Origin of the sequence: Marmoricola endophyticus, assembly GCF_014644415.1 — a bacterium.
Taxonomy (GTDB): domain Bacteria; phylum Actinomycetota; class Actinomycetes; order Propionibacteriales; family Nocardioidaceae; genus Marmoricola; species Marmoricola endophyticus.
The window spans coordinates 115,756-133,767 of the sequence record NZ_BMKQ01000002.1; the positions used below are offsets into that span (position 1 = coordinate 115,756).

Here is an 18,012-nt window from a genome sequence, read left to right on the forward strand (position 1 = left end):
CCGCGCTCAGCGCTCCGGCTTGACCGCCAGCACGGGGCACTCCGCGTCGAGGATCAGCCGCTGGGCGACGCTGCCGAGCAGCGCCTTCCCGACCGGAGAGCGACGTCGTACGCCCACGACGACCAGGCGCGCGCCGGTCTCCTCGGCCGCGTCGAGCACCGCCTCGGCGACGTCGGCGACCAGGTCGCGGCGTACGTCGATGCGCACCCCCGCCGCCTGCCAGCGCCCGACCAGCTCGGCGACCTCGTCCTCGTGGGCGTAGCGACGGTCGACCAGGCTCTCGCCCCGCGTGGCGTTGACGAGGACCAGCTGCTCGTCGTCGGCCTGCGCCAGGCGGGCGCCGTGCTCGAGCGCGGCGCGGCCGTAGACGTCGGGGGAGTACGCCACCACGATGCTCATGCGGAAAGCCTCTCGCGGTCGGTCGAGGCGTCGGACCCCGCCTCCGGGTCGCCGCCCGGACCGCTCGGCCCGTTGCCGCCGCGCAGCCGCGAGGCCACCATCCCCACCAGGATCAGCACGATCACGAGGTAGACCACGACCGCCACCGGCTCGCCCCACAGCGTGCTGACGTCGCCCTGGGAGATGGCCAGCGCCTGGGAGAGCTGCTCCTCCAGCCGCGGACCGAGGATGACGCCGATGATCAGCGGCAGCACGGGCAGCCCGAAGCGTCGCATGGCCAGCCCGAGCAGCCCGAAGACGAGCAGCAGGCCGAGGTCGAAGGCGGCGAAGTTCACGCTGTAGGCCCCGAGCGAGGCGAAGAACAGGATGCCGGCGTAGAGGTACGGCCGGGGGATCTGCAGCAGCTTGGCCCACATCGGCGCCATCGGCAGGTTGAGCACCAGCAGCAGCGTGTTGGCCACGAACAGGCTGGCCAGGAGTCCCCACACCAGCTCCGGCTCGGCCGAGAACAGCTGCGGCCCGGGCTGGATGCCGTACGACTGCAGCGCCAGGAGGATCACCGCCGCCGTCGCCGTGGTGGGCAGCCCGATCGCCAGGAGCGGCACCAGGGTGCCGGCGGCCGAGGCGTTGTTGGCCGCCTCCGGCCCGGCCACGCCCTCGATCGCGCCCTTGCCGAACTCCTCAGGCCGCTTGGAGAGCTTCCGCTCGGTGATGTAGCTGAGGAAGGTCGGCACCTCGGCGCCGCCGGCGGGCAGGGCGCCGAAGGGGAACCCGTACGCCGTCCCGCGCAGCCAGGGCTTCCAGGACCGGCCCCAGTCCTCGCGGCTCATCCACGGCTGCCCGACGGGGATGATCTCGAGCGGCTTGCGCCGCAGGTGCGCCGCGACCCACAGCGCCTCGCCGATCGCGAAGATCGCGACCGCGACGACGACGATGTCGATCCCGTCGGCCAGCTGCGGGCGGCCGAAGGTCAGCCGCGCCTGCCCGGTCGTGGTCCCGACCAGGCCGATCGCGAGACCCAGGAACAGGGAGACGAAGCCGCGCAGCTTCGAGGAGCCGAGCACCGCGGTGACGGCGAAGAGCGCGAGCAGCATGATCGCGAAGTACGACGGTGCCCCGAGCTTGACGACCACGTCGGCCACGGTCGGCGCGAGCAGCACCAGCAGTACGGTGCCGATCGTGCCGGCGACGAAGGACCCGATCGCGGCCGTGGCCAGCGCCTGCGAGGCCCGACCCACCTTGGCCATCTTGTTGCCCTCGATGGCCGTCACCACCGAGGACGACTCCCCGGGGGTGTTCAGCAGGATCGAGGTCGTGGAGCCGCCGTACATCCCGCCGTAGTAGATGCCGGCGAACATGATGACGGCGCTGCTCGGCGAGACGTTGTACGTGATCGGCAGCAGCAGCGCCACGGTCATCGCCGGACCGATGCCGGGCAGCACGCCGACCATCGTGCCCAGCAGGACGCCGATGACGGCGAAGAGCAGGTTCGTGGGGGTCAGGGCGGTCTGGAAGCCCTCGAGCAGCAGGTCCATCAGAGCACTCCGTCCAGGATGCCGGCGGGCATCGGGAGGCCCAGGCCGACGTAGAAGCCGTAGAAGGTGCCGACCGACAGCGCGGCACCGACGGCGAGGTCGCGCACCGGCGTACGGCTGCCGAGGACGTACGCCGTCCCGGCGAACAGCACGGCGCCGGTGATCGCCCAGCCCAGCCAGTCGATCAGCGCGATGTTGAGCACGAAGAGCGCCGCGAGCTTGGCCACGGTCGCCCAGTCGCTGCCGGTGGTCAGGTCGACGTCCTCGCCGTCCTCGGCCTCGGCCACGTCCCCGCGCCGGGTCGCGATCGCGAGGAGCACGCCCAGGACGACGAGCACGGCGCCGACGACGTACGGGAAGGCGTACGGCTGGACGGGCTGGTCGGAGAAGCCGTCCTCCAGCCCGGTGGCGTCGTAGACGACGTAGGCGCCGACGACGACGAGGAAGCCCGCGAGGACGTACTGCGCGGTGTCGACGACCGGTCGCCGGTGCGGCTCGCCGGCGTGCGGCTCCCGGTCCGTCTGCGTGGTGGTGCTCATGTCAGGCCCAGCTCCTTCAGCGTGGTCTCGACGCGGGTGTCCTGCTCCTGGAGGTAGTCGCCGAACTCGTCGCCGGTGAGGAAGTTGTCGGTCCACCCGTTGCGCCGCAGCTCCTCGCGCCACTCCTCGGTGTCGTGCATCGTCGTGAAGAGGTCGACGAGGTAGCGGCGCTGCTCGGCCGAGATCCCGGGCGGCGCGAGCACGCCGCGCCAGTTGCTGAAGACCAGGTCGACGCCGCCCTCGGTCAGCGTGGGGGCGTCGACCATCTCCGTGCGCTCCTTCCCGGAGACGGCGAGCACGCGCAGCGAGCCGTCGGCGATCTGGCCCTCGAACTCGCCGAGCCCGGACATCCCGACGTCGATCTTGGAGCCCAGCAGCGCCGTCGTGAGCGGGCCGCCGCCGTCGTAGGAGATGAAGGTGACGTCGCGAGGGTCGATGCCGATGGTCTTGGCCATCTGCATCGGGAACAGGAAGTCGGGTCCACCGGCCGTCGACCCGCCGCCGACGGTCACCGCGCCCGGATCCTTCTTCCACGTGGCGACGAGGTCGTCGACGGACTCGAAGGGGGAGTCCTTGGGCACGAGGATCCCCTCCTGGTCCTCGATCAGGCGGGCGACCGGCGTCATCCGCGAGACGCGCGCCTTCGACTTGTTGGTGAAGACGGCACCGACCACGCCGAGGCCCATCGTCATGACGAGGTCGTCGGCGCCGCGCTCGTTGAGCAGCCGCTGCATGGCGACCGTGCCGCTGGCGCCGAGCACGTTGCGGATCTCGAAGCGCCCGGTGAGGTCGTTGTCCTCGATGGTCTTCGCCGCCGCCCGGCCGGTCTGGTCGTAGCCGCCGCCGGGGCTGTTCGGGATCATCATCCGCAGTCGACGATTGCTGGCGTCCTGCCGGCCTCCGGTGACGCCGCAGGCCGACGCCGAGCCGGCGACGGTGAGGGCGCCGGCCAGCGCGAGAACGCCGCGCCGGGTGTACATCATGGGTGCCTCCGCGATGGTGGGTTCCTGAGAGGATGGGGCCCGGCTGTGATGCCCGTCACCGTTGCGGTCGTAGAGGAGGTTGTGGTCCTTGTGGTCACTGGGTAGGCGCCGGACGGCCCGGCACGAGCCGAGCCTGGCCGCGCAGATCCTGCTGCTGCAGCTGGCCGTGGTCGCGGTGGTGCTGGCGATCGTCGCCGCGATCTCGCTGCACCAGTCGACGACGCGCTTCGCCGCCGACCGCGGGTCGCGGATGAGCTCCGTCGCGGAGTACGTCGCCAACCTCAGCGTCGTGCGCAGCCAGCTCGCGCGGGCGCGTACCGACGACGTCGTGGCCGACGGCCTGCGCCGCACGCTGGCGCCGTCCGCCGACCGCGCGCTCAACCTCTCCGGGGCCGGCGAGGTGATGATCGCCGCGCCGGACGGCACCGTGCTGGTCTCCTCCGACCCGGGCCTCGAGGGGTCGCCGCTGCGCCTGGGGGAGAGCCGCGTGCGCGAGGGGCGCGGCTGGACCGGCACCGTGTCGACACCCGACGGACCGGTCGTCGCCGGGCACGCGCCGGTGCTCGCCGACGACGGCAGCCTGGTCGGTCTCGTCGCGGCCGAGCAGTCCTACCCCTCGGTCTGGGACCGCGTCTCCGACGCCGCCTCCGACCTGCTGCTCTTCCTCGGCCTGGGCGCACTGCTCGGCGGGGTGGGGACCTGGGTGGTGTCTCGGGTGCTGAAGCGCCGCAGCCAGGGTCTCGGACCGCGCGAGATCGCGATGCTCGCGGACCACCGCGAGGCCCTGCTGCACAGCATCCGCGAGGGCGTCGTCGCCCTCGACGGCGATCGTCGGGTGACCACCCTCAACGACGCGGCGCGGGAGACGCTCCAGATCGCCGGCGACCCCCTCGGGCGCCGGGTCGACGAGCTGGGCCTCGACCCACGCGTGGTCGACCTCCTCGTCGGTGCGGAGGAGGTGCGCGACGCCGTCGCCGTGGTGGGCGACCGTGTGGTGGTGCTGAACCGCCGGACGCCGTCGGCGGGCGGGCGCGGGGTCGGCACCGTCACCACGCTGCGCGACCGCACCGAGCTGGTCGCCCTGCAGGGTCAGCTCTCCTCGAACCTGTCGATCACCGACACCCTGCGTGCGCAGACGCACGAGTTCAGCAACCAGCTGCACACGATCTCCGGGCTGCTCCAGCTGGGGGAGTACGACGAGCTCGGCGCGTTGGTGGGTGCGCTGACCCGTCGGCGTGCGGCGATCACCGACCAGGTCACCGAGCGGGTCCGCGACCCGGGTGTCGCGGCGCTGCTGGTGGCGAAGTGGAGCGCGTCCGCGGAGCGCGGCGTACGCCTGCGGCTGCACGAGGACTCCGCGCTCCCTCGGCTCTCGCCCGGCACGGCCGCGGACCTGACGACCGTGCTCGGCAACCTCGTCGACAACGCCGTGGACGCCTCGGTGGGGCGGGCGCACGCCGAGGGCCGACCGCTCGTCGAGGTCGAGCTCGGTGCTGAGGGCGGTCGCCTGCGCTGCGTGGTGCGCGACGACGGTCCCGGGGTCCCGGAGGACCTGCGCGAGGCGATCTTCGTGCGTGGCTTCTCCACCAAGCCCGAGGTGCTCGGCGGGCGCGGCATCGGGCTGCCGCTGGTCCAGATGATCTGCACCCGCGCCGGCGGGACCGTGAGCGTCGCTCGCGGCGTGCGGGGCGGTGCGGAGTTCACGGTCCTCCTCCCGGTCGTGGCCGAGGTGCCGGTGTGACCCGCCGGGTGCTGGTCGTCGACGACGACTTCATGGTGCTTCGGATCCACGAGCGCTTCGTCGCGCAGACCCCGGGTTTCGACGTCGTCGCCCGGGCTCGTACCGGGGCGGAGGCGCTGGCCGAGGCGGAGCGCACCCAGCCCGACGTGGTGCTCCTCGACGTCCACCTGCCGGACACCAGCGGCCTGGAGGTGCTCCGCGCACTGCGCGACCTCGCTCCGCGCGCCGTCGTCGTGATGGTGACCGCCGAGCGCGACGCCGAGGCCGTCCGGGCCGCGCTGAGGGGCGGCGCGCAGCAGTACCTGGTCAAGCCGTTCGCGTACGACGACCTCGCCGCCCGCCTCGCCGCGGTCGCCGGAGCGCTGGACTCGCTCGGCGAGGGCGAGACCGACCAGGGCGCGATCGACCGGGCCTTCGGCGCCGCGCCCACGGCGCCGGCGCCGGTGGCGCCCGCCCCGCCCAAGGGGCTCAGCGTCGAGTCGCTGGCACTCGTGCGCTCCGCACTGCCGGCGGACGGCGACCTGTCCGCCTCCGAGGTGGCGGAGGAGGTGGGGCTCTCGCGCGTCAGCGCACGCCGCTACCTCGAGCACCTCGTCACGGTGGGCGAGGCCGACGTACGCCTGAGGTACGGCGCCGGCCGCCCCGAGCGCCGCTACTCCGCGAGCCCGTAGCCGGTCAGGCCGTGGTGGGTGAGGACGGGGAGGTCGCCGCGGAGGACGCCTTCCAGCACCGCCCGCTCGTACGCCGGCACCGGTGAGGGCAGCTGTGCCAGCGGCGCCCAGCGCAGTCCGGCGCACTTCTCGGGCTCCTGCACCGCGGGGACGCCGGACCACCGCTCGCAGGAGAAGTACCAGTCCACCCGCTGCTCCACCGGGGCGTCGCCGTTGCGACGTTGCATCACGGTCAGCGGACGGAGGTCCTCCTCGGCGATCGTCACCCCGATCTCCTCGAGGGCCTCGCGCACGGCGCACCCGGCCGCTGTCTCGGCCGGCTCGACGTGGCCCGCGGCGCCGGCGACCCAGTGCCCGTCCATGTAGCCGGTGTGCTGCCGCTGCTGCAGCAGCACCTCGGTACCGTCCGCGCCCGCGCGGAACAGGTAGACGTACGCAGCGGGCACGAGTGCGAAGGGGACCGGCACGGGGCGACCCTATGCGGCCTTGACCGTGACAGTTCTACTGTCACAATGAGGGTGTCACTGACGACCACCCCCGTCATCTCCAGGAGGACCCTGTGCAGCGCAGCATCTTCGAGGCCGACCACGACGCGTTCCGCGAGAGCGTGCGGACCTTCTGCGAGAAGGAGATCGAGCCGCACCACGCCCAGTGGGAGAAGGACCAGATCGTGCCGCGCGAGGTGTGGGCGAAGGCCGGCGCCCAGGGGCTGCTCGGCTTCATGCTGCCCGAGGAGTACGGCGGCGGCGGCGTCGAGGACTTCCGCTACAACGCGGTCCTCGACGAGGAGATCACCCGGATCGGGGCGTCGGGCATCGGCTTCGTGATCGCCACCGACCTGGTCGCGGGCTACCTGCTCAGCTGGGCCACCGACGAGCAGAAGGCGCGCTGGTTCCCCGGCATGGCGTCGGGAGATATCATCAGCGCGATCGCGATGACCGAGCCGGGCACTGGCTCGGACCTGCAGTCGATCAAGACCACGGCGCGACGCGAGGGTGACCACTACGTCGTCAACGGCGCCAAGACGTTCATCACCAACGGGATCAATGCCGACCTCGTGATCGTCGCCTGCAAGACCGACCCGGACGCGGGGGCCAAGGGGGTCTCGCTGATCGCCCTGGAGCGCGGCATGGAGGGCTTCGACCGCGGCCGCAACCTCGACAAGATCGGCCTCAAGGCACAGGACACCGCCGAGCTGTTCTTCGACGACGTCAAGGTGCCGGTGGAGAACCTGATCGGCGAGGAGGGCGCGGGCTTCATCTACCTGATGACCAAGCTGCCCCAGGAGCGCCTGTCGATCTCGGTCGTCGCCCAGGCCGCAACGCGCAAGATGATCGACATGACGCTGGAGTACGTCAAGGACCGCAAGGCCTTCGGGCGTCCCGTGGGCTCGTTCCAGAACTCCCGGTTCAAGATGGCGGAGATGGAGACCGAGGCCCGCATCGGCCAGGCGTTCGTCGACCGCTCGATCATGGCGCTCAACGACTCCGACCTCACCATCGACGAGGCTGCGATGGGCAAGTGGTGGACGACCGAGCTGCAGAAGCGCGTCGCCGACACCTGCCTGCAGCTGCACGGCGGATACGGCTACATGGCGGAGTACCCGATCTCCAAGGCGTACCTCGACACCCGCATCCAGACCATCTACGGCGGCACCACCGAGATCATGAAGGAGATCGTCGGCCGCGGCATGGGCCTGTGACCTGAGGGTCTCGACAGGCTCGACCTCCGTGGTTGCGGTGGTGGCGGCGACCACCGGAGGTCGAGCTTGTCGAGACCTCGTGCACGAACCCGGCCAGGAGACAGTTCACGACCGTTGTCGTCGGCATCCATCCGGTGCGAGAGTGAGGTCTCCGATCCCGTCGCCCCCGAGGACCTCCATGTCACTGCGCGCCCGCCTGTCCGCTGTCCGTCCCACCGTCGTCATCGCCCTCGCGACGTCCGCCCTCGCCGCCGGAGTGCTCGTCACCGGCTCCGCCGACGCCGGCACGGCGCCGTCGGTCCCCGCGCCCCCGGCCGTGCCGACCAGCGCCGACCAGATCCAGAACATCGACCAGGTCAAGACCGCGATCAAGGGCTACTACGGCGACACCACGACCACCACGCCCGACCCGATCAACGGCACCACGATGCTGCACGAGCCGTCCCCGACCTCGAACTGGGTCAAGGAGACCAACGGTGTCGGCCGTGAGATGCGCTCCTACCTCGCCGCCCAGAACGCCGCGCACGACGCCAAGGCGAAGAAGAAGGTGCTGCTGCTCGACGTCGACGACACCAGCCTGGTCACCTACGACTACGAGATCTACTCGAACTTCGTCTACAACCCCACCCAGAACGCCGAGTTCGTGAACAAGGCGGTCTTCCCCGACGTGCCCGCGATGCTCCGGACGACCCAGTACGCCGCCGGTCACGGCTACACGGTGATGTTCCTGACCGGTCGCCCGGAGTCCCAGCGCGCCGGCACCCTGCTCAACCTGAGCAAGGAGGGGTTCCCGGTCACGAGCGCGAACCTCTACCTCAACGACGCCTCGGCGCCGTACCTCGCCTCGTGCCAGCCGTCGTGCACCACGACGCAGCGCAAGTCGCTGACCCGGCAGTACATCGAGTCGAAGGGGTACGACATCGTCGCCAACGTCGGTGACCAGTACTCCGACCTCAACGGCGGCTTCGCGGACAAGACCTTCAAGCTCCCGAACCCGATGTACTACCTGCCCTGACCCCGAGGTCGTGCGTCCCACGACGCGGCCCGCGTCGTCGTGGGGCACACGACCCGGATAGCCTCGACGGCGTGCTGAAGCTGGACCGGGAGATCCGCGACGCGATCGTCGCGCACGCCAAGCGGGACCACCCCGACGAGGCGTGCGGCATCGTGGCCGGCCCGGAGGGCAGCGACACCGCCGCCCGTCTGGTGGAGATGGTCAACGCGGCGGGCTCGCCGACGTTCTACGAGTTCGACTCCACCGAGCTGCTGCGCCTCTACCGCGAGATGGACGACAACGACGAGGAGCCGGTCGTCGTCTACCACTCCCACACGGCCACCGAGGCCTACCCCAGCCGCACCGACACCGACCTCGCGCAGGAGCCGAACGCCCACTACGTGCTGGTCAGCACGCGGGAGCACGGGAATAGTGCGGGGCCGGTCGAGTTCAGGTCCTACAGAATCGTCGACGGCGTCGTCACCGAAGAAGACGTCACCATCCAGGAGTAGTCATGGCCATCGAGGTCCGCATCCCCACCATCCTCCGCACCTACACCGACGGGCAGAAGTCCGTCGAGGCGTCGGGCTCCACGCTGCAGCAGATCGTGGACGACCTGGAGGCCAACCACTCCGGCATCAAGGAGCGCCTCGTCGAGGACTCCGGCGAGCTGCGTCGGTTCGTCAACGTGTACGTCAACGACGAGGACGTCCGCTTCACCGGTGGCCTGGAGACCGAGCTCTCCGACGGCGACCAGGTGGTCATCCTCCCCGCCGTCGCGGGTGGTTGCTGAGCGCCTGTCGTGGTGCGCTACGACAACCTCCTCGACTCGGTGGGGAACACCCCGCTGGTCGGGCTGCCGCGGCTCTCGCCGTCTGCTGACGTCCGCCTGTGGGCGAAGCTCGAGGACCGCAACCCCACCGGCTCGATCAAGGACCGCCCGGCCCTGAAGATGATCGAGATGGCGGAGAAGGACGGCACGCTGCGTCCCGGCTGCACGATCCTCGAGCCGACGTCCGGCAACACCGGCATCTCGCTGGCGATGGCGGCCAAGCTGAAGGGGTACCGCCTGGTCTGCGTGATGCCGGAGAACACCTCCGAGGAGCGCCGCCAGCTGCTGCGGATGTGGGGCACCGAGATCTACTCCTCGCCTGCGGCCGGTGGCTCCAACGAGGCGGTGCGCGTGGCCAAGCAGATGGCCGCGGAGCACCCGGACTGGGTGATGCTCTACCAGTACGGCAACCCCGCCAACGCGCTGTCGCACGAGGAGGGCACCGGCCCCGAGATCCTCGCCGACCTGCCCGAGGTGACCCACGTGGTCGCCGGGCTCGGCACCACCGGCACGCTGATGGGCGTGAGCCGCTTCTTCCGCGCGCATAAGCCCGAGGTGAAGGTGGTGGCCGCCGAGCCCCGGTACGGCGAGCTGGTCTACGGCCTGCGCAACCTCGACGAGGGCTTCGTGCCCGAGCTGTACGACGAGACCCTCATCGACGCGCGCTTCTCGGTCGGACCGCGCGACGCCGTCCGCCGGGTGCGGGAGCTGCTGGAGTCCGAGGGCATCTTCGCCGGGATCTCCACCGGCGCGATCCTGCACGCCGCGCTGGGCCAGGCGGCCAAGTCGGTCAAGGCCGGCGAGAAGGCCGACATCGCCTTCGTCGTGTGCGACGGCGGCTGGAAGTACCTCTCCACCGGCGCCTACGAGGGCACCGTCGACGAGGCGGAGGACCGGCTCGAGGGTCAGCTGTGGGCATGAGGTCGGGCGACGTACCGGGGCGGGACGCCCCGATCGGGATCTTCGACTCCGGGTTCGGCGGGCTGACCGTCGCCCGGGCCGTCATCGACCAGCTGCCGCACGAGTCGGTGCTCTACCTCGGTGACACCGCGCGGCAGCCGTACGGGCCCAAGCCGCTCGGCGAGGTGCGCGAGTACGCCCTCGAGTGCCTCGACCATCTGGTCGACCAGGGTGTGAAGGTGCTGGTCATCGCGTGCAACTCCGCCAGCGCCGCCGTGCTCCGCGACGCCCGCGAGCGCTACAGCGTGCCGGTGGTCGAGGTGATCTTCCCGGCCACCCGCCGCGCGGTGGCGGCCACGCGCAACCACCGGATCGGCGTGATCTGCACCCGCGCGACCGCCGACTCGATGGCGTACGAGGACGCCTTCGCCGCCGCCCCGCAGGTCACGCTGACGACCCAGGCGTGCCCGCCCTTCGTGGACTTCGTCGAGCAGGGGATCACCGCGGGCCCCGAGCTGCTGGCCGCGGCGCACGAGTACCTCGACCCGCTGCTCGACCACGACATCGACACCCTCGTGCTGGGCTGCACCCACTACCCGCTCCTGACCGGGGTCATCTCCTACGTCCTGGGAGAGGACGTCACGCTGGTCTCCAGCGCCGAGGAGACCGCCAAGGACGTCTACCGGACCCTCGTCGCGCGCGGGCTGGACCGCGACGCCGCAGCGGTTCCCGAGCACCGCTTCCTCACCACCGGCACGCCCGAGGAGTTCGAGACCATCGGTCAGCGCTTCCTCGGCCCCGAGCTCCAGCGGGTCTCGCAGTTCGCCTGGGTGCGCTCGTGAGCGCGACGGGCGTCCTGTTCCTCGCGATCAGCGCGGCCAGCCTGCTGGTCGCGGTGTGGCTGGTCGTCCGCATCCTGCGTGACCGGCCCGTCCACGACGCGCTGCTGTACGCGCTCGGTGTCCTCGAGGCGGGCCTGGTGCTCCAGCTGGTCTGGGGTGTGGTGCAGGTCGTCGGAGCGCACGGCGACCTCAACGTCGCGGCGTACCTCGGCTACCTCGTCGGCGCCCTGGTGATCCTGCCGATCGGGTTCCTGTGGGCCGCCGCGGAGCAGAACCGGTCGGGCACCGCCGTCCTCCTCGTGGCGACGATCGCCGTCCCGGTGCTCGAGCTGCGGCTGCACGACCTGTGGGTGACGCGATGAGCACCCGCACGACGGGCACCGGGTTCGGCCGCGTGCTGGTCTTCGTCTACGGCATCTTCGCCGTCGCCGCGACCGCCCGGTCGCTGGTCCAGCTGACGACGCAGTACGACCGGGCGCCCGTCGCGTACTGGCTCTCGCTGCTCTCCGGTGTCGTCTACTGCCTGGCCACCTGGGCGATAGCGAAGGACCGCCGCCAGGTGGCCCTGGCGGCGGTCCTCGTCGAGCTGGTCGGGGTGCTCGCCGTCGGCACGTGGAGCGTGCTCGACGACGGCCGGGTCTTCACCGACGCCACCGTCTGGTCGGACTTCGGCGTCGGCTACGGCTTCATCCCCGTGGTGCTGCCCTTCGTCGGCCTCTGGTGGCTGCTGCGGGGCAGCAGCCACCAGAGCGACTGAGGCGGTCAGCGGCCGGTCAGGACCCCCGCTTCTCCACCTTGACCGTCATCGAGGTGCCCTTCTGGGTCACCACGGTGATCTTCGTCTTGGTGCTCGGCACCTTCACGCTCGACCCCGGCTGCGAGGCGTCCCAGTAGGAGTTGTCGTCCCGGAACACCGGGACCCCGTCCTGGCCGCGGACGTAGCTCGGGTTGCCGTTGTAGTGCAGCGTGAACGAGTCGGCCTTGCGCCGGCTGAACGTCGCGTCGTAGCCGGAGACCCGCGAGCGCCACAGCGTCCCGTCGAGTCGTACGACCGGGCGCGGGTGCGCGTCGACCGGCAGGATCAGCCCCTGACCCGGGTGGACGCTGGTGTTGTTGTCGCTCTGGGAGGTGTCCCAGTAGCTGATCAGCAGCCCGTCCTGGTAGGGGAAGTGCTCGACCTTGTCGGTGTCGGTGAAGCCGAAGTTGTACGGCCCCGACTGCAGGTACTTGTCGAACGCGGTGTACGTGCGGTTCGACGCGACGTAGTAGTTGTCGTAGTCCTGCGTGGTCGAGGAGCCGACCGCGCTGAAGCCGGACAGCGTCCAGCCGTTCGGGCTGGTCTCGGCACCGTCGTCGAGCAGCGTGGTGCCGCCCGCCGTGACCTTGATCGCGTCGAGGAACAGGCCCGGGGCGTACGCCGGGTCGTTGCCCTGCACGCCGCCGTCGGTGGAGTAGCGCACCCGCAGCTGCACCTGCTTGCCGGCGTACGGCGTCAGGTCGAAGGTGACGGGGACGTACTTCCCGGCGGTGTCACCGGTCAGCCCGTTGTTGACGGCCGGGTCGGTGCCGGTGCCGGGGACGGACTTCCAGCCGGTCCCGTCGTCGACCTCGACGTAGGCGTAGTCGTAGCCGTCCTCGATGTTGTACTGCGCCTGCGCGGTGAGGCTGGCCGAGCCGGCCGGCAGGATCACCGAGCGGGTCATCGAGGCGTCGTAGTCGTCGCCCGTCCCCGACCACCAGGACTTCTGCCCGGCGTACGGCGCGGCCAGCTGCTTGGTGATCTTCTTCTTCGGGAGGACGACGACCGCGGCCTGCGGCTTGGTGGAGTTGTACTCGTGCGGGCCGAGCTCCAGGGTGCGGTTCTGCTGCGGCAGCACGGCCTCGTAGTCCAGCCAGCCCAGCTGCAGCTTGTCCCACGCCCCCAGGTCCGAGGCCCGGGTCCCGATCGCGTTGTCGCCCGGAGCCGACTCGCGGCTCTGCGACATCAGCGACCACCAGTTGACGCTGTTCTCGCCGCCTGCGGTGTCGTACAGGTCGGGCAGGCCCAGGTCGTGGGTGTACTCGTGGGCGAAGACGCTCATCCCGCCGTTCTCGGGCTGGATGGTGTAGTCGCCGATCCAGATGCCGGAGTCGCCGATCTCGGTGCCGCCCTGCTTGCCCTCGGTCGGCCCGGTCCTGCCGGCGTCGGTGCCGTAGGCGTACCAGCGGTGCGACCAGACGGCGTCCTCTCCCTGGATCGGGTCGCCGTCGGCCTCGTCGCCCCCGGCGTGCACGATCTGGAAGTGGTCGAGGTAGCCGTCGGGCTCGTTGAAGTTGCCGTCGCCGTCGACGTCGTAGCGGTCCCAGGTGTCGAAGGACTTCAGCTCCGCGGTCACCTCGGCCTTGCTGCGACCCTGGGCGATCTGGGAGTCGTACCACTTGCTCGCGGCGTCACGGACGAGTGCCCAGGTGTTGTTGCAGACGTTGCTGGCGCAGACGTTCGGGTCGACGTCGTTGACGTCGGTCGACCGGCCGTAGCGCGCCTCGTTGTAGGGGACCTTCACCCAGTCGGTGACGGTGCCGTCGACGCTGTAGCGGCCCGAGGACTGGCGCTCGAAGTACTGCTTGACCGACTCGGGCTTGCCGCCGGAGCCGTCCGCGTCGCCCTTGCCGAAGTACAGGTCCTGGTAGTGCTGCCGGCTGTAGTCGGGCTGCCAGACCGTCGAGTTGTCCTTGGCCCGGTCGGGCTCGGGGATCTGGTTGTGCAGCGGGCCGTCGAAGGTCACCGGCCCCGGGGTCGCCGGGTTGATGTCCTTGTCGGGGAACTGCGGGTCCCGCTGGTCGCCGAACTCGGTGAGGATCACGAAGATGTGATCGGTCTTCTCGCGGCTCAGCTCGACGTACTGGTCGGTGGTGGCCGCCTTCTTGGCCACCTTGCCCTGCGCGGTCGCGGCCGCGGGAGCGCTCTGCGAGGCGACCTTGACCACGGTGCTCGCGCCGCGCTTCTCGGGCTTGGCGGAGCCGTTGATGACCTCGGTCAGCGCCTCCTGGCGCAGTGCGCGCCGCTTGTCCTCGAGCGGGTTCGGCAGCTCGTCGGTGCGAGTCTGGTCCTTCGGCTTGTCGGGCGAGGCCGCGGGTGCGGCACCGCCCGGGCTGGCGGTCGCGGACACACCCGGCAGGGCCAGGGTCGCGCTGATCGCGACTCCCAGTCCGAGTCCGAGCAGTCCGACGCGTCCGGTTCGACGCATAGGTGGGCTCCTTGTCACCCCAGAGGAAGGCCGATTGACGTCTCAGCCCCGATCGGGGGCCCGGCCTCTGACCCGCTGATCCAAGCAGCGCCGTGAGCCAGGCCACAATGGCTGACCGGCGGTTGTCACCGAACGGTGACCAAGCGCGCGGCGCCACGGGTGTCGACGAAGGCCGACCCGCCTGACCACCGCTGGCCGTGCCCGCGCCGCCGGGCTCGGCGGCCGTGACGACCGGTGGTCGAGCGTGTCGAGACCTGAGGGGTGCGGCGAGACCTCGACCGCCGGGGCCCATGCCCTAGCCTGCAGCCATGAGACTGACCGTGGTCGGGAACTCCGGGTCCTACCCCGGGCCCGACTCGGCCGCGAGCTGCTACCTGGTCGAGGAGGTGGCCGACGGTCGGGCCTGGCGGATCCTGCTCGACCTCGGCAACGGGGCCCTCGGCGCGCTGCACCGCTACGCCGACCCGCTCGCCATCGACGCGGTGCTGCTCAGCCACCTGCACGCCGACCACTGCCTGGACCTGTGCGGCTACTACGTCATGCGCTGCTTCCACCCCGACGGCCACCAGCCCCGGATCCCGGTCTGGGGCCCCGCGGGCGTGGCCGAGCGGATGGCGAAGGCGTACGACCTCGACCCGGACCCCGGGATGACCGAGGAGTTCGACTTCCGCGACTACGCCCCGGAGCCGCTCCGGCTGGGACCCTTCACGATCACGGTGCGCGAGGTCTACCACCCGGTGACCGCCTACTCGCTGCGCATCGAGAGCGGCGGCCGCACGCTGACCTACTCCGGCGACACCGCCGCCTGCACCGGCCTGACCGAGAACGCCGCCGGCTCCGACCTGTTCCTGTGCGAGGCGTCGTTCCTCGACAGCCTGGACAACCCGCCCGGCGTCCACCTGACCGGCAGCGAGGCGGGGGAGACCGCCACGGAGGCCGGGGTGGGTCGGCTGCTGCTGACCCACGTGCCGCCGTGGCACGACCGGCTCACCGTCCTGGCCGAGGCGCGGACGACGTACGCCGGGGACGTCTCGCTGGCGCTGCCGGGGGAGACGTACACGATTTAGAGGGGCCGTCGCGTGCATGGCACCGAAACGGGAGACTCTTCATCCGTGGTCAAGTGCTCGGGAGCTGGATGAGAAGACTGAGGAGTTCGTCGACAAGCTCGGGCGGAACCGCGATGCGATCCGATTGCCGATGCGCTTCGATTCCTACACACGACCGCCGCAGACGCCACGCGTTCACGTGCGGGTCGATATTCTTGGGTCTTCTACTCACGGCGGGTTGCGGCACGGCTGCTCTTGAAGCCGGGAAGAGCTACTCCTGCACGGATGACGGCTTGAAGAGAGGTGAGCTGCTCGCGCAGCACTTGCGATGGGACGATCTGGCCGCTCCTCCCATCTTTTATGACGACTGTGACGACAGCGGGTCGGCTGGTATTCAGATCGCATTGAATGGCGGTGCCACTGAGGCAGCGACCGACCTTCCGTCAGGCGTGGAGTGTGTGCCGAAACGTACTCACCTTCTTTTCGGTGAGTACGAGCGTCAATACTCCTGCACCTTCGGCAAGACTCACTTCGCCCTAGGCTTGAATGCCCAAACGCCGGCGCGAGCTCGTCGAGATGGATTCTCCGTCGACGGGTTCGCGGTTGTTTCGCGAGAATGAGTCGACGTTGGACATCGTCCGATGCAGTACGCGACGTTGGGCTCCTCGGACCTCACCCGCCGGCGTCGCGGACGCAGATCGCCACCTGGACGCGGTTGTCCACGTCGAGCTTGACGAACACGCGGCCCACGTGGGCCTTGACCGTCGGCACCGACAGGTAGAGCTCGCGGGCGATGTCGGCGTTGCTCAGCCCACGGCCCACCGCGCGGGCGACGTCGAGCTCGCGCTCGGTGAGCAGCGCGAGCCTGGCGCCGGCCGAGGCGCGCTGCTGCTCGGGGACCTCCGCCGTGCTCTCGCTGACGTGGCGCAGCAGCCCGTCGAGGGCCTGTGGCGAGAGCATCGCCTCGCCGGCCGCGACCGTGCGCACGGCCTGGACGATCTGCGCCGGAGGGGTGTCCTTGAGCAGGAAGCCGCGAGCGCCGGCACCGAGGGCGCGGACGACGTACTCGTCGGCGCCGAACGTGGTCAGCACGATCACCGCGGGGACCGGTCCGGCGGACCCCGCTGCCGCCTCCCGCCCGCCGGAGGTGAGCTCCCGGGTCGAGGCGATGCCGTCGAGCACGGGCATCCGGATGTCCATCAGCACCACGTCCGGTGCGGTCGACGCCACCAGGTCGAGTGCCTCCCGGCCGTCGCGCGCCTGACCGACGACCTCGATCTCGGGCGCACCACCGAGAATCAGCTCGAGGCCGGAGCGCACCAGGGGGTCGTCGTCGACCAGCAGCACCCGGATGGTCGCCCCGGCCCCCGAGCCCGCGGGCACGTCCGCCGCGCCCGGGTCGCTCAGCCCTCCCACGGCAGCCACCCGTGGAGGACGTGCTCACGCTCGTGGACGTCGGCCTCGATGGTGCCGCCCACCAGCGCGGTGCGCTCGCGCAGGCCGACGAGGCCCAGCCCCGCGCCCGGGACGTGCGGACCTCGTGAGACGCCGAGGGCCGTGCCGTTGCGCACCCAGACCTCCAGCCCGGCGCCGCGGCGGCCCTCGACGCGTACCGAGACCCGGCACGCGGGTGCGTGCTTGCGAGCGTTGGTCAGGCCCTCCTGGACGATCCGGTAGACCGTCCGTCCGGCTGCCTCGGGCACCAGCTCCTCCCCGTCCACCGCGACGTCGACGTCGATCGACGCCCCGCCCACCCGTGCCTCCTCGACGAGTGCCGGCAGGTCCGCGAGCCGCGGCTGTGGCCGATCGGGTCGGTCGGGCCCGTCGGTGGAGCCCTCGCGCAAGGTGCCCAGCACCTGCCGGAGATCGGTGAGTGCCTCGTGGGACGTCCGCTGGATCAGGTCCGCGGTCTCCCGGACCTGGTCGGGCGGCAGGTCGGTCCGGTACGCGAGGGCGCCGGCGTGCATGCTCACCATCGAGATCCGGTGGGCGAGCACGTCGTGCATCTCCCGCGCGATCCGCTCGCGCTCGGCGCTGCGGGCCGCCTCGACCCGCAGCTCCTGCCGGTCCTCGGCCGCACGGGCCCGCTCGCGCAGCGACCACAGCAGCTCGCGACGGGACCCGATGTACATCCCGAAGGCGAGCAGAGCCACCGTGATCGCGACGGTCAGGCCGAAGGTGACCAGCGGGGGCGCGCCGTCGGGCTGCGGCACGATCTCGGCGAAGACCATGCTGGCGACGACCGAGAGGCCGCCTGCGAGCAGCACCTGCCACAGCACCCGGCGAGTCGCCAGCGACACCGTCGCGAGCACGGACGGGCCGGCCGCCAGGCCGGACACCGCCCCGATCGCGATGATCACGGCGGCGACCGGCATCGGGTGGCGCCGGCGCAGCAGCACCAGGGCGTACGCGACGGCCCCGAGGGTCAGGTCCACCGCCAGCAGCCAGGGTCGGTCCCGCTCGACCCGCAGCGCCTGCCCGAGCGCCAGCGCGCTGATCGCGAGGCACACGAGCAGCCTCCAGCCGTGACCCCACCAGCCCAGCGCGGGGGTGTAGTCACCGGAGTCGGGTCGGTCCACGCGGGTCAGCGTACGAAGCCGT

19 protein-coding genes are annotated in these 18,012 nt (G+C 71.0%); 11 read left to right on the forward strand and 8 right to left on the reverse strand.

The window, feature by feature from the left end:
• Positions 1–6: 6 nt before the first annotated feature.
• From IEX42_RS17135 to IEX42_RS17150, 4 genes are read right to left on the reverse strand one after another with little or no spacing between them, the layout of a single operon-like run.
• The gene (locus IEX42_RS17135) at positions 7–399 is read right to left on the reverse strand and encodes a universal stress protein (RefSeq protein WP_188781304.1); all 393 of its coding nucleotides are present in this window, start codon (positions 397–399) and stop codon (positions 7–9) included.
• Positions 396–1,934: a tripartite tricarboxylate transporter permease gene (locus tag IEX42_RS17140; RefSeq protein ID WP_188781305.1), complete on the reverse strand. Its 1,539-nt coding sequence runs from the start codon at positions 1,932–1,934 to the stop codon at positions 396–398. The genes IEX42_RS17135 and IEX42_RS17140 overlap by 4 nt, the downstream gene beginning before the upstream one ends.
• Positions 1,934–2,473 (reverse strand): tripartite tricarboxylate transporter TctB family protein, encoded by a 540-nt coding sequence (locus IEX42_RS17145; protein WP_188781306.1) that lies wholly within the window; start codon positions 2,471–2,473, stop codon positions 1,934–1,936. The genes IEX42_RS17140 and IEX42_RS17145 overlap by 1 nt, the downstream gene beginning before the upstream one ends.
• The gene (locus tag IEX42_RS17150; RefSeq protein WP_188781307.1) at positions 2,470–3,456 is read right to left on the reverse strand and encodes a Bug family tripartite tricarboxylate transporter substrate binding protein; all 987 of its coding nucleotides are present in this window, start codon (positions 3,454–3,456) and stop codon (positions 2,470–2,472) included. Before IEX42_RS17150 ends, IEX42_RS17145 begins: the two co-directional genes overlap by 4 nt.
• 88 nt (positions 3,457–3,544) lie before the next feature.
• Between IEX42_RS17150 and IEX42_RS17155 the strand changes: the two genes are divergently transcribed.
• On the forward strand, positions 3,545–5,197 hold the full coding sequence (locus IEX42_RS17155) for a sensor histidine kinase (protein WP_188781308.1): 1,653 nt from the start codon (positions 3,545–3,547) through the stop codon (positions 5,195–5,197).
• Positions 5,194–5,868 (forward strand): response regulator transcription factor, encoded by a 675-nt coding sequence (locus IEX42_RS17160; RefSeq protein WP_229661016.1) that lies wholly within the window; start codon positions 5,194–5,196, stop codon positions 5,866–5,868. Before IEX42_RS17155 ends, IEX42_RS17160 begins: the two co-directional genes overlap by 4 nt.
• Here IEX42_RS17160 and IEX42_RS17165 read toward each other — a convergent pair.
• Positions 5,850–6,335: an NUDIX hydrolase gene (locus IEX42_RS17165; protein ID WP_188781309.1), complete on the reverse strand. Its 486-nt coding sequence runs from the start codon at positions 6,333–6,335 to the stop codon at positions 5,850–5,852. The genes IEX42_RS17160 and IEX42_RS17165 overlap by 19 nt on opposite strands.
• A 92-nt stretch (positions 6,336–6,427) precedes the next feature.
• Here IEX42_RS17165 and IEX42_RS17170 point away from each other — a divergent pair, with 92 nt between their 5' ends.
• From IEX42_RS17170 to IEX42_RS17205, 8 genes are all read left to right on the forward strand, one after another.
• Positions 6,428–7,570 (forward strand): acyl-CoA dehydrogenase family protein, encoded by a 1,143-nt coding sequence (locus IEX42_RS17170; RefSeq protein ID WP_188781310.1) that lies wholly within the window; start codon positions 6,428–6,430, stop codon positions 7,568–7,570.
• 178 nt (positions 7,571–7,748) lie between these two features.
• The gene (locus IEX42_RS17175) at positions 7,749–8,585 is read left to right on the forward strand and encodes an HAD family acid phosphatase (RefSeq protein ID WP_188781311.1); all 837 of its coding nucleotides are present in this window, start codon (positions 7,749–7,751) and stop codon (positions 8,583–8,585) included.
• A 71-nt stretch (positions 8,586–8,656) separates the two neighbouring features.
• The gene (locus tag IEX42_RS17180; protein WP_188781312.1) at positions 8,657–9,076 is read left to right on the forward strand and encodes a M67 family metallopeptidase; all 420 of its coding nucleotides are present in this window, start codon (positions 8,657–8,659) and stop codon (positions 9,074–9,076) included.
• A gap of 2 nt (positions 9,077–9,078) precedes the next feature.
• Complete coding sequence (locus IEX42_RS17185) at positions 9,079–9,357, forward strand: ubiquitin-like small modifier protein 1 (protein WP_188781313.1); 279 nt, start codon at positions 9,079–9,081, stop codon at positions 9,355–9,357.
• Positions 9,358–9,369: 12 nt separating this feature from the next.
• The gene (locus IEX42_RS17190) at positions 9,370–10,317 is read left to right on the forward strand and encodes a PLP-dependent cysteine synthase family protein (protein WP_444543253.1); all 948 of its coding nucleotides are present in this window, start codon (positions 9,370–9,372) and stop codon (positions 10,315–10,317) included.
• Positions 10,314–11,138 (forward strand): glutamate racemase, encoded by an 825-nt coding sequence (gene murI / locus IEX42_RS17195; protein ID WP_188781315.1) that lies wholly within the window; start codon positions 10,314–10,316, stop codon positions 11,136–11,138. The genes IEX42_RS17190 and murI overlap by 4 nt, the downstream gene beginning before the upstream one ends.
• Positions 11,135–11,500 carry a hypothetical protein gene (locus IEX42_RS17200; protein ID WP_188781316.1) on the forward strand — a complete coding sequence of 122 codons (366 nt, stop codon included), beginning with the start codon at positions 11,135–11,137 and terminating at the stop codon, positions 11,498–11,500. Before murI ends, IEX42_RS17200 begins: the two co-directional genes overlap by 4 nt.
• Positions 11,497–11,895 (forward strand): hypothetical protein, encoded by a 399-nt coding sequence (locus IEX42_RS17205; protein WP_188781317.1) that lies wholly within the window; start codon positions 11,497–11,499, stop codon positions 11,893–11,895. Before IEX42_RS17200 ends, IEX42_RS17205 begins: the two co-directional genes overlap by 4 nt.
• Before the next feature lie 16 nt (positions 11,896–11,911).
• On the opposite strand, the gene IEX42_RS17210 is transcribed toward IEX42_RS17205, so the two are convergent.
• Complete coding sequence (locus IEX42_RS17210) at positions 11,912–14,365, reverse strand: immune inhibitor A domain-containing protein (protein ID WP_188781318.1); 2,454 nt, start codon at positions 14,363–14,365, stop codon at positions 11,912–11,914.
• A gap of 308 nt (positions 14,366–14,673) precedes the next feature.
• Between IEX42_RS17210 and IEX42_RS17215 the strand changes: the two genes are divergently transcribed.
• The gene (locus IEX42_RS17215) at positions 14,674–15,432 is read left to right on the forward strand and encodes an MBL fold metallo-hydrolase (RefSeq protein ID WP_188781319.1); all 759 of its coding nucleotides are present in this window, start codon (positions 14,674–14,676) and stop codon (positions 15,430–15,432) included.
• A gap of 651 nt (positions 15,433–16,083) precedes the next feature.
• Here IEX42_RS17215 and IEX42_RS17220 read toward each other — a convergent pair.
• Complete coding sequence (locus IEX42_RS17220) at positions 16,084–16,836, reverse strand: response regulator (RefSeq protein WP_308422251.1); 753 nt, start codon at positions 16,834–16,836, stop codon at positions 16,084–16,086.
• Complete coding sequence (locus IEX42_RS17225; RefSeq protein ID WP_188781320.1) at positions 16,815–17,990, reverse strand: sensor histidine kinase; 1,176 nt, start codon at positions 17,988–17,990, stop codon at positions 16,815–16,817. The genes IEX42_RS17220 and IEX42_RS17225 overlap by 22 nt, the downstream gene beginning before the upstream one ends.
• Positions 17,991–18,012: the final 22 nt, after the last annotated feature.

Coding starts and splice junctions, on each gene's coding strand:
- IEX42_RS17140 (WP_188781305.1), bottom strand. CDS start 1,934: ATGGACCTGCTGCTCGAGGGCTTCCAGACCGCCCTGACCCCCACGAAC.
- IEX42_RS17135 (WP_188781304.1), bottom strand. CDS start 399: ATGAGCATCGTGGTGGCGTACTCCCCCGACGTCTACGGCCGCGCCGCG.
- IEX42_RS17215 (WP_188781319.1), top strand. CDS start 14,674: ATGAGACTGACCGTGGTCGGGAACTCCGGGTCCTACCCCGGGCCCGAC.
- IEX42_RS17210 (WP_188781318.1), bottom strand. CDS start 14,365: ATGCGTCGAACCGGACGCGTCGGACTGCTCGGACTCGGACTGGGAGTC.
- IEX42_RS17150 (WP_188781307.1), bottom strand. CDS start 3,456: ATGATGTACACCCGGCGCGGCGTTCTCGCGCTGGCCGGCGCCCTCACC.
- IEX42_RS17185 (WP_188781313.1), top strand. CDS start 9,079: ATGGCCATCGAGGTCCGCATCCCCACCATCCTCCGCACCTACACCGAC.
- IEX42_RS17175 (WP_188781311.1), top strand. CDS start 7,749: ATGTCACTGCGCGCCCGCCTGTCCGCTGTCCGTCCCACCGTCGTCATC.
- murI (WP_188781315.1), top strand. CDS start 10,314: ATGAGGTCGGGCGACGTACCGGGGCGGGACGCCCCGATCGGGATCTTC.
- IEX42_RS17205 (WP_188781317.1), top strand. CDS start 11,497: ATGAGCACCCGCACGACGGGCACCGGGTTCGGCCGCGTGCTGGTCTTC.
- IEX42_RS17145 (WP_188781306.1), bottom strand. CDS start 2,473: ATGAGCACCACCACGCAGACGGACCGGGAGCCGCACGCCGGCGAGCCG.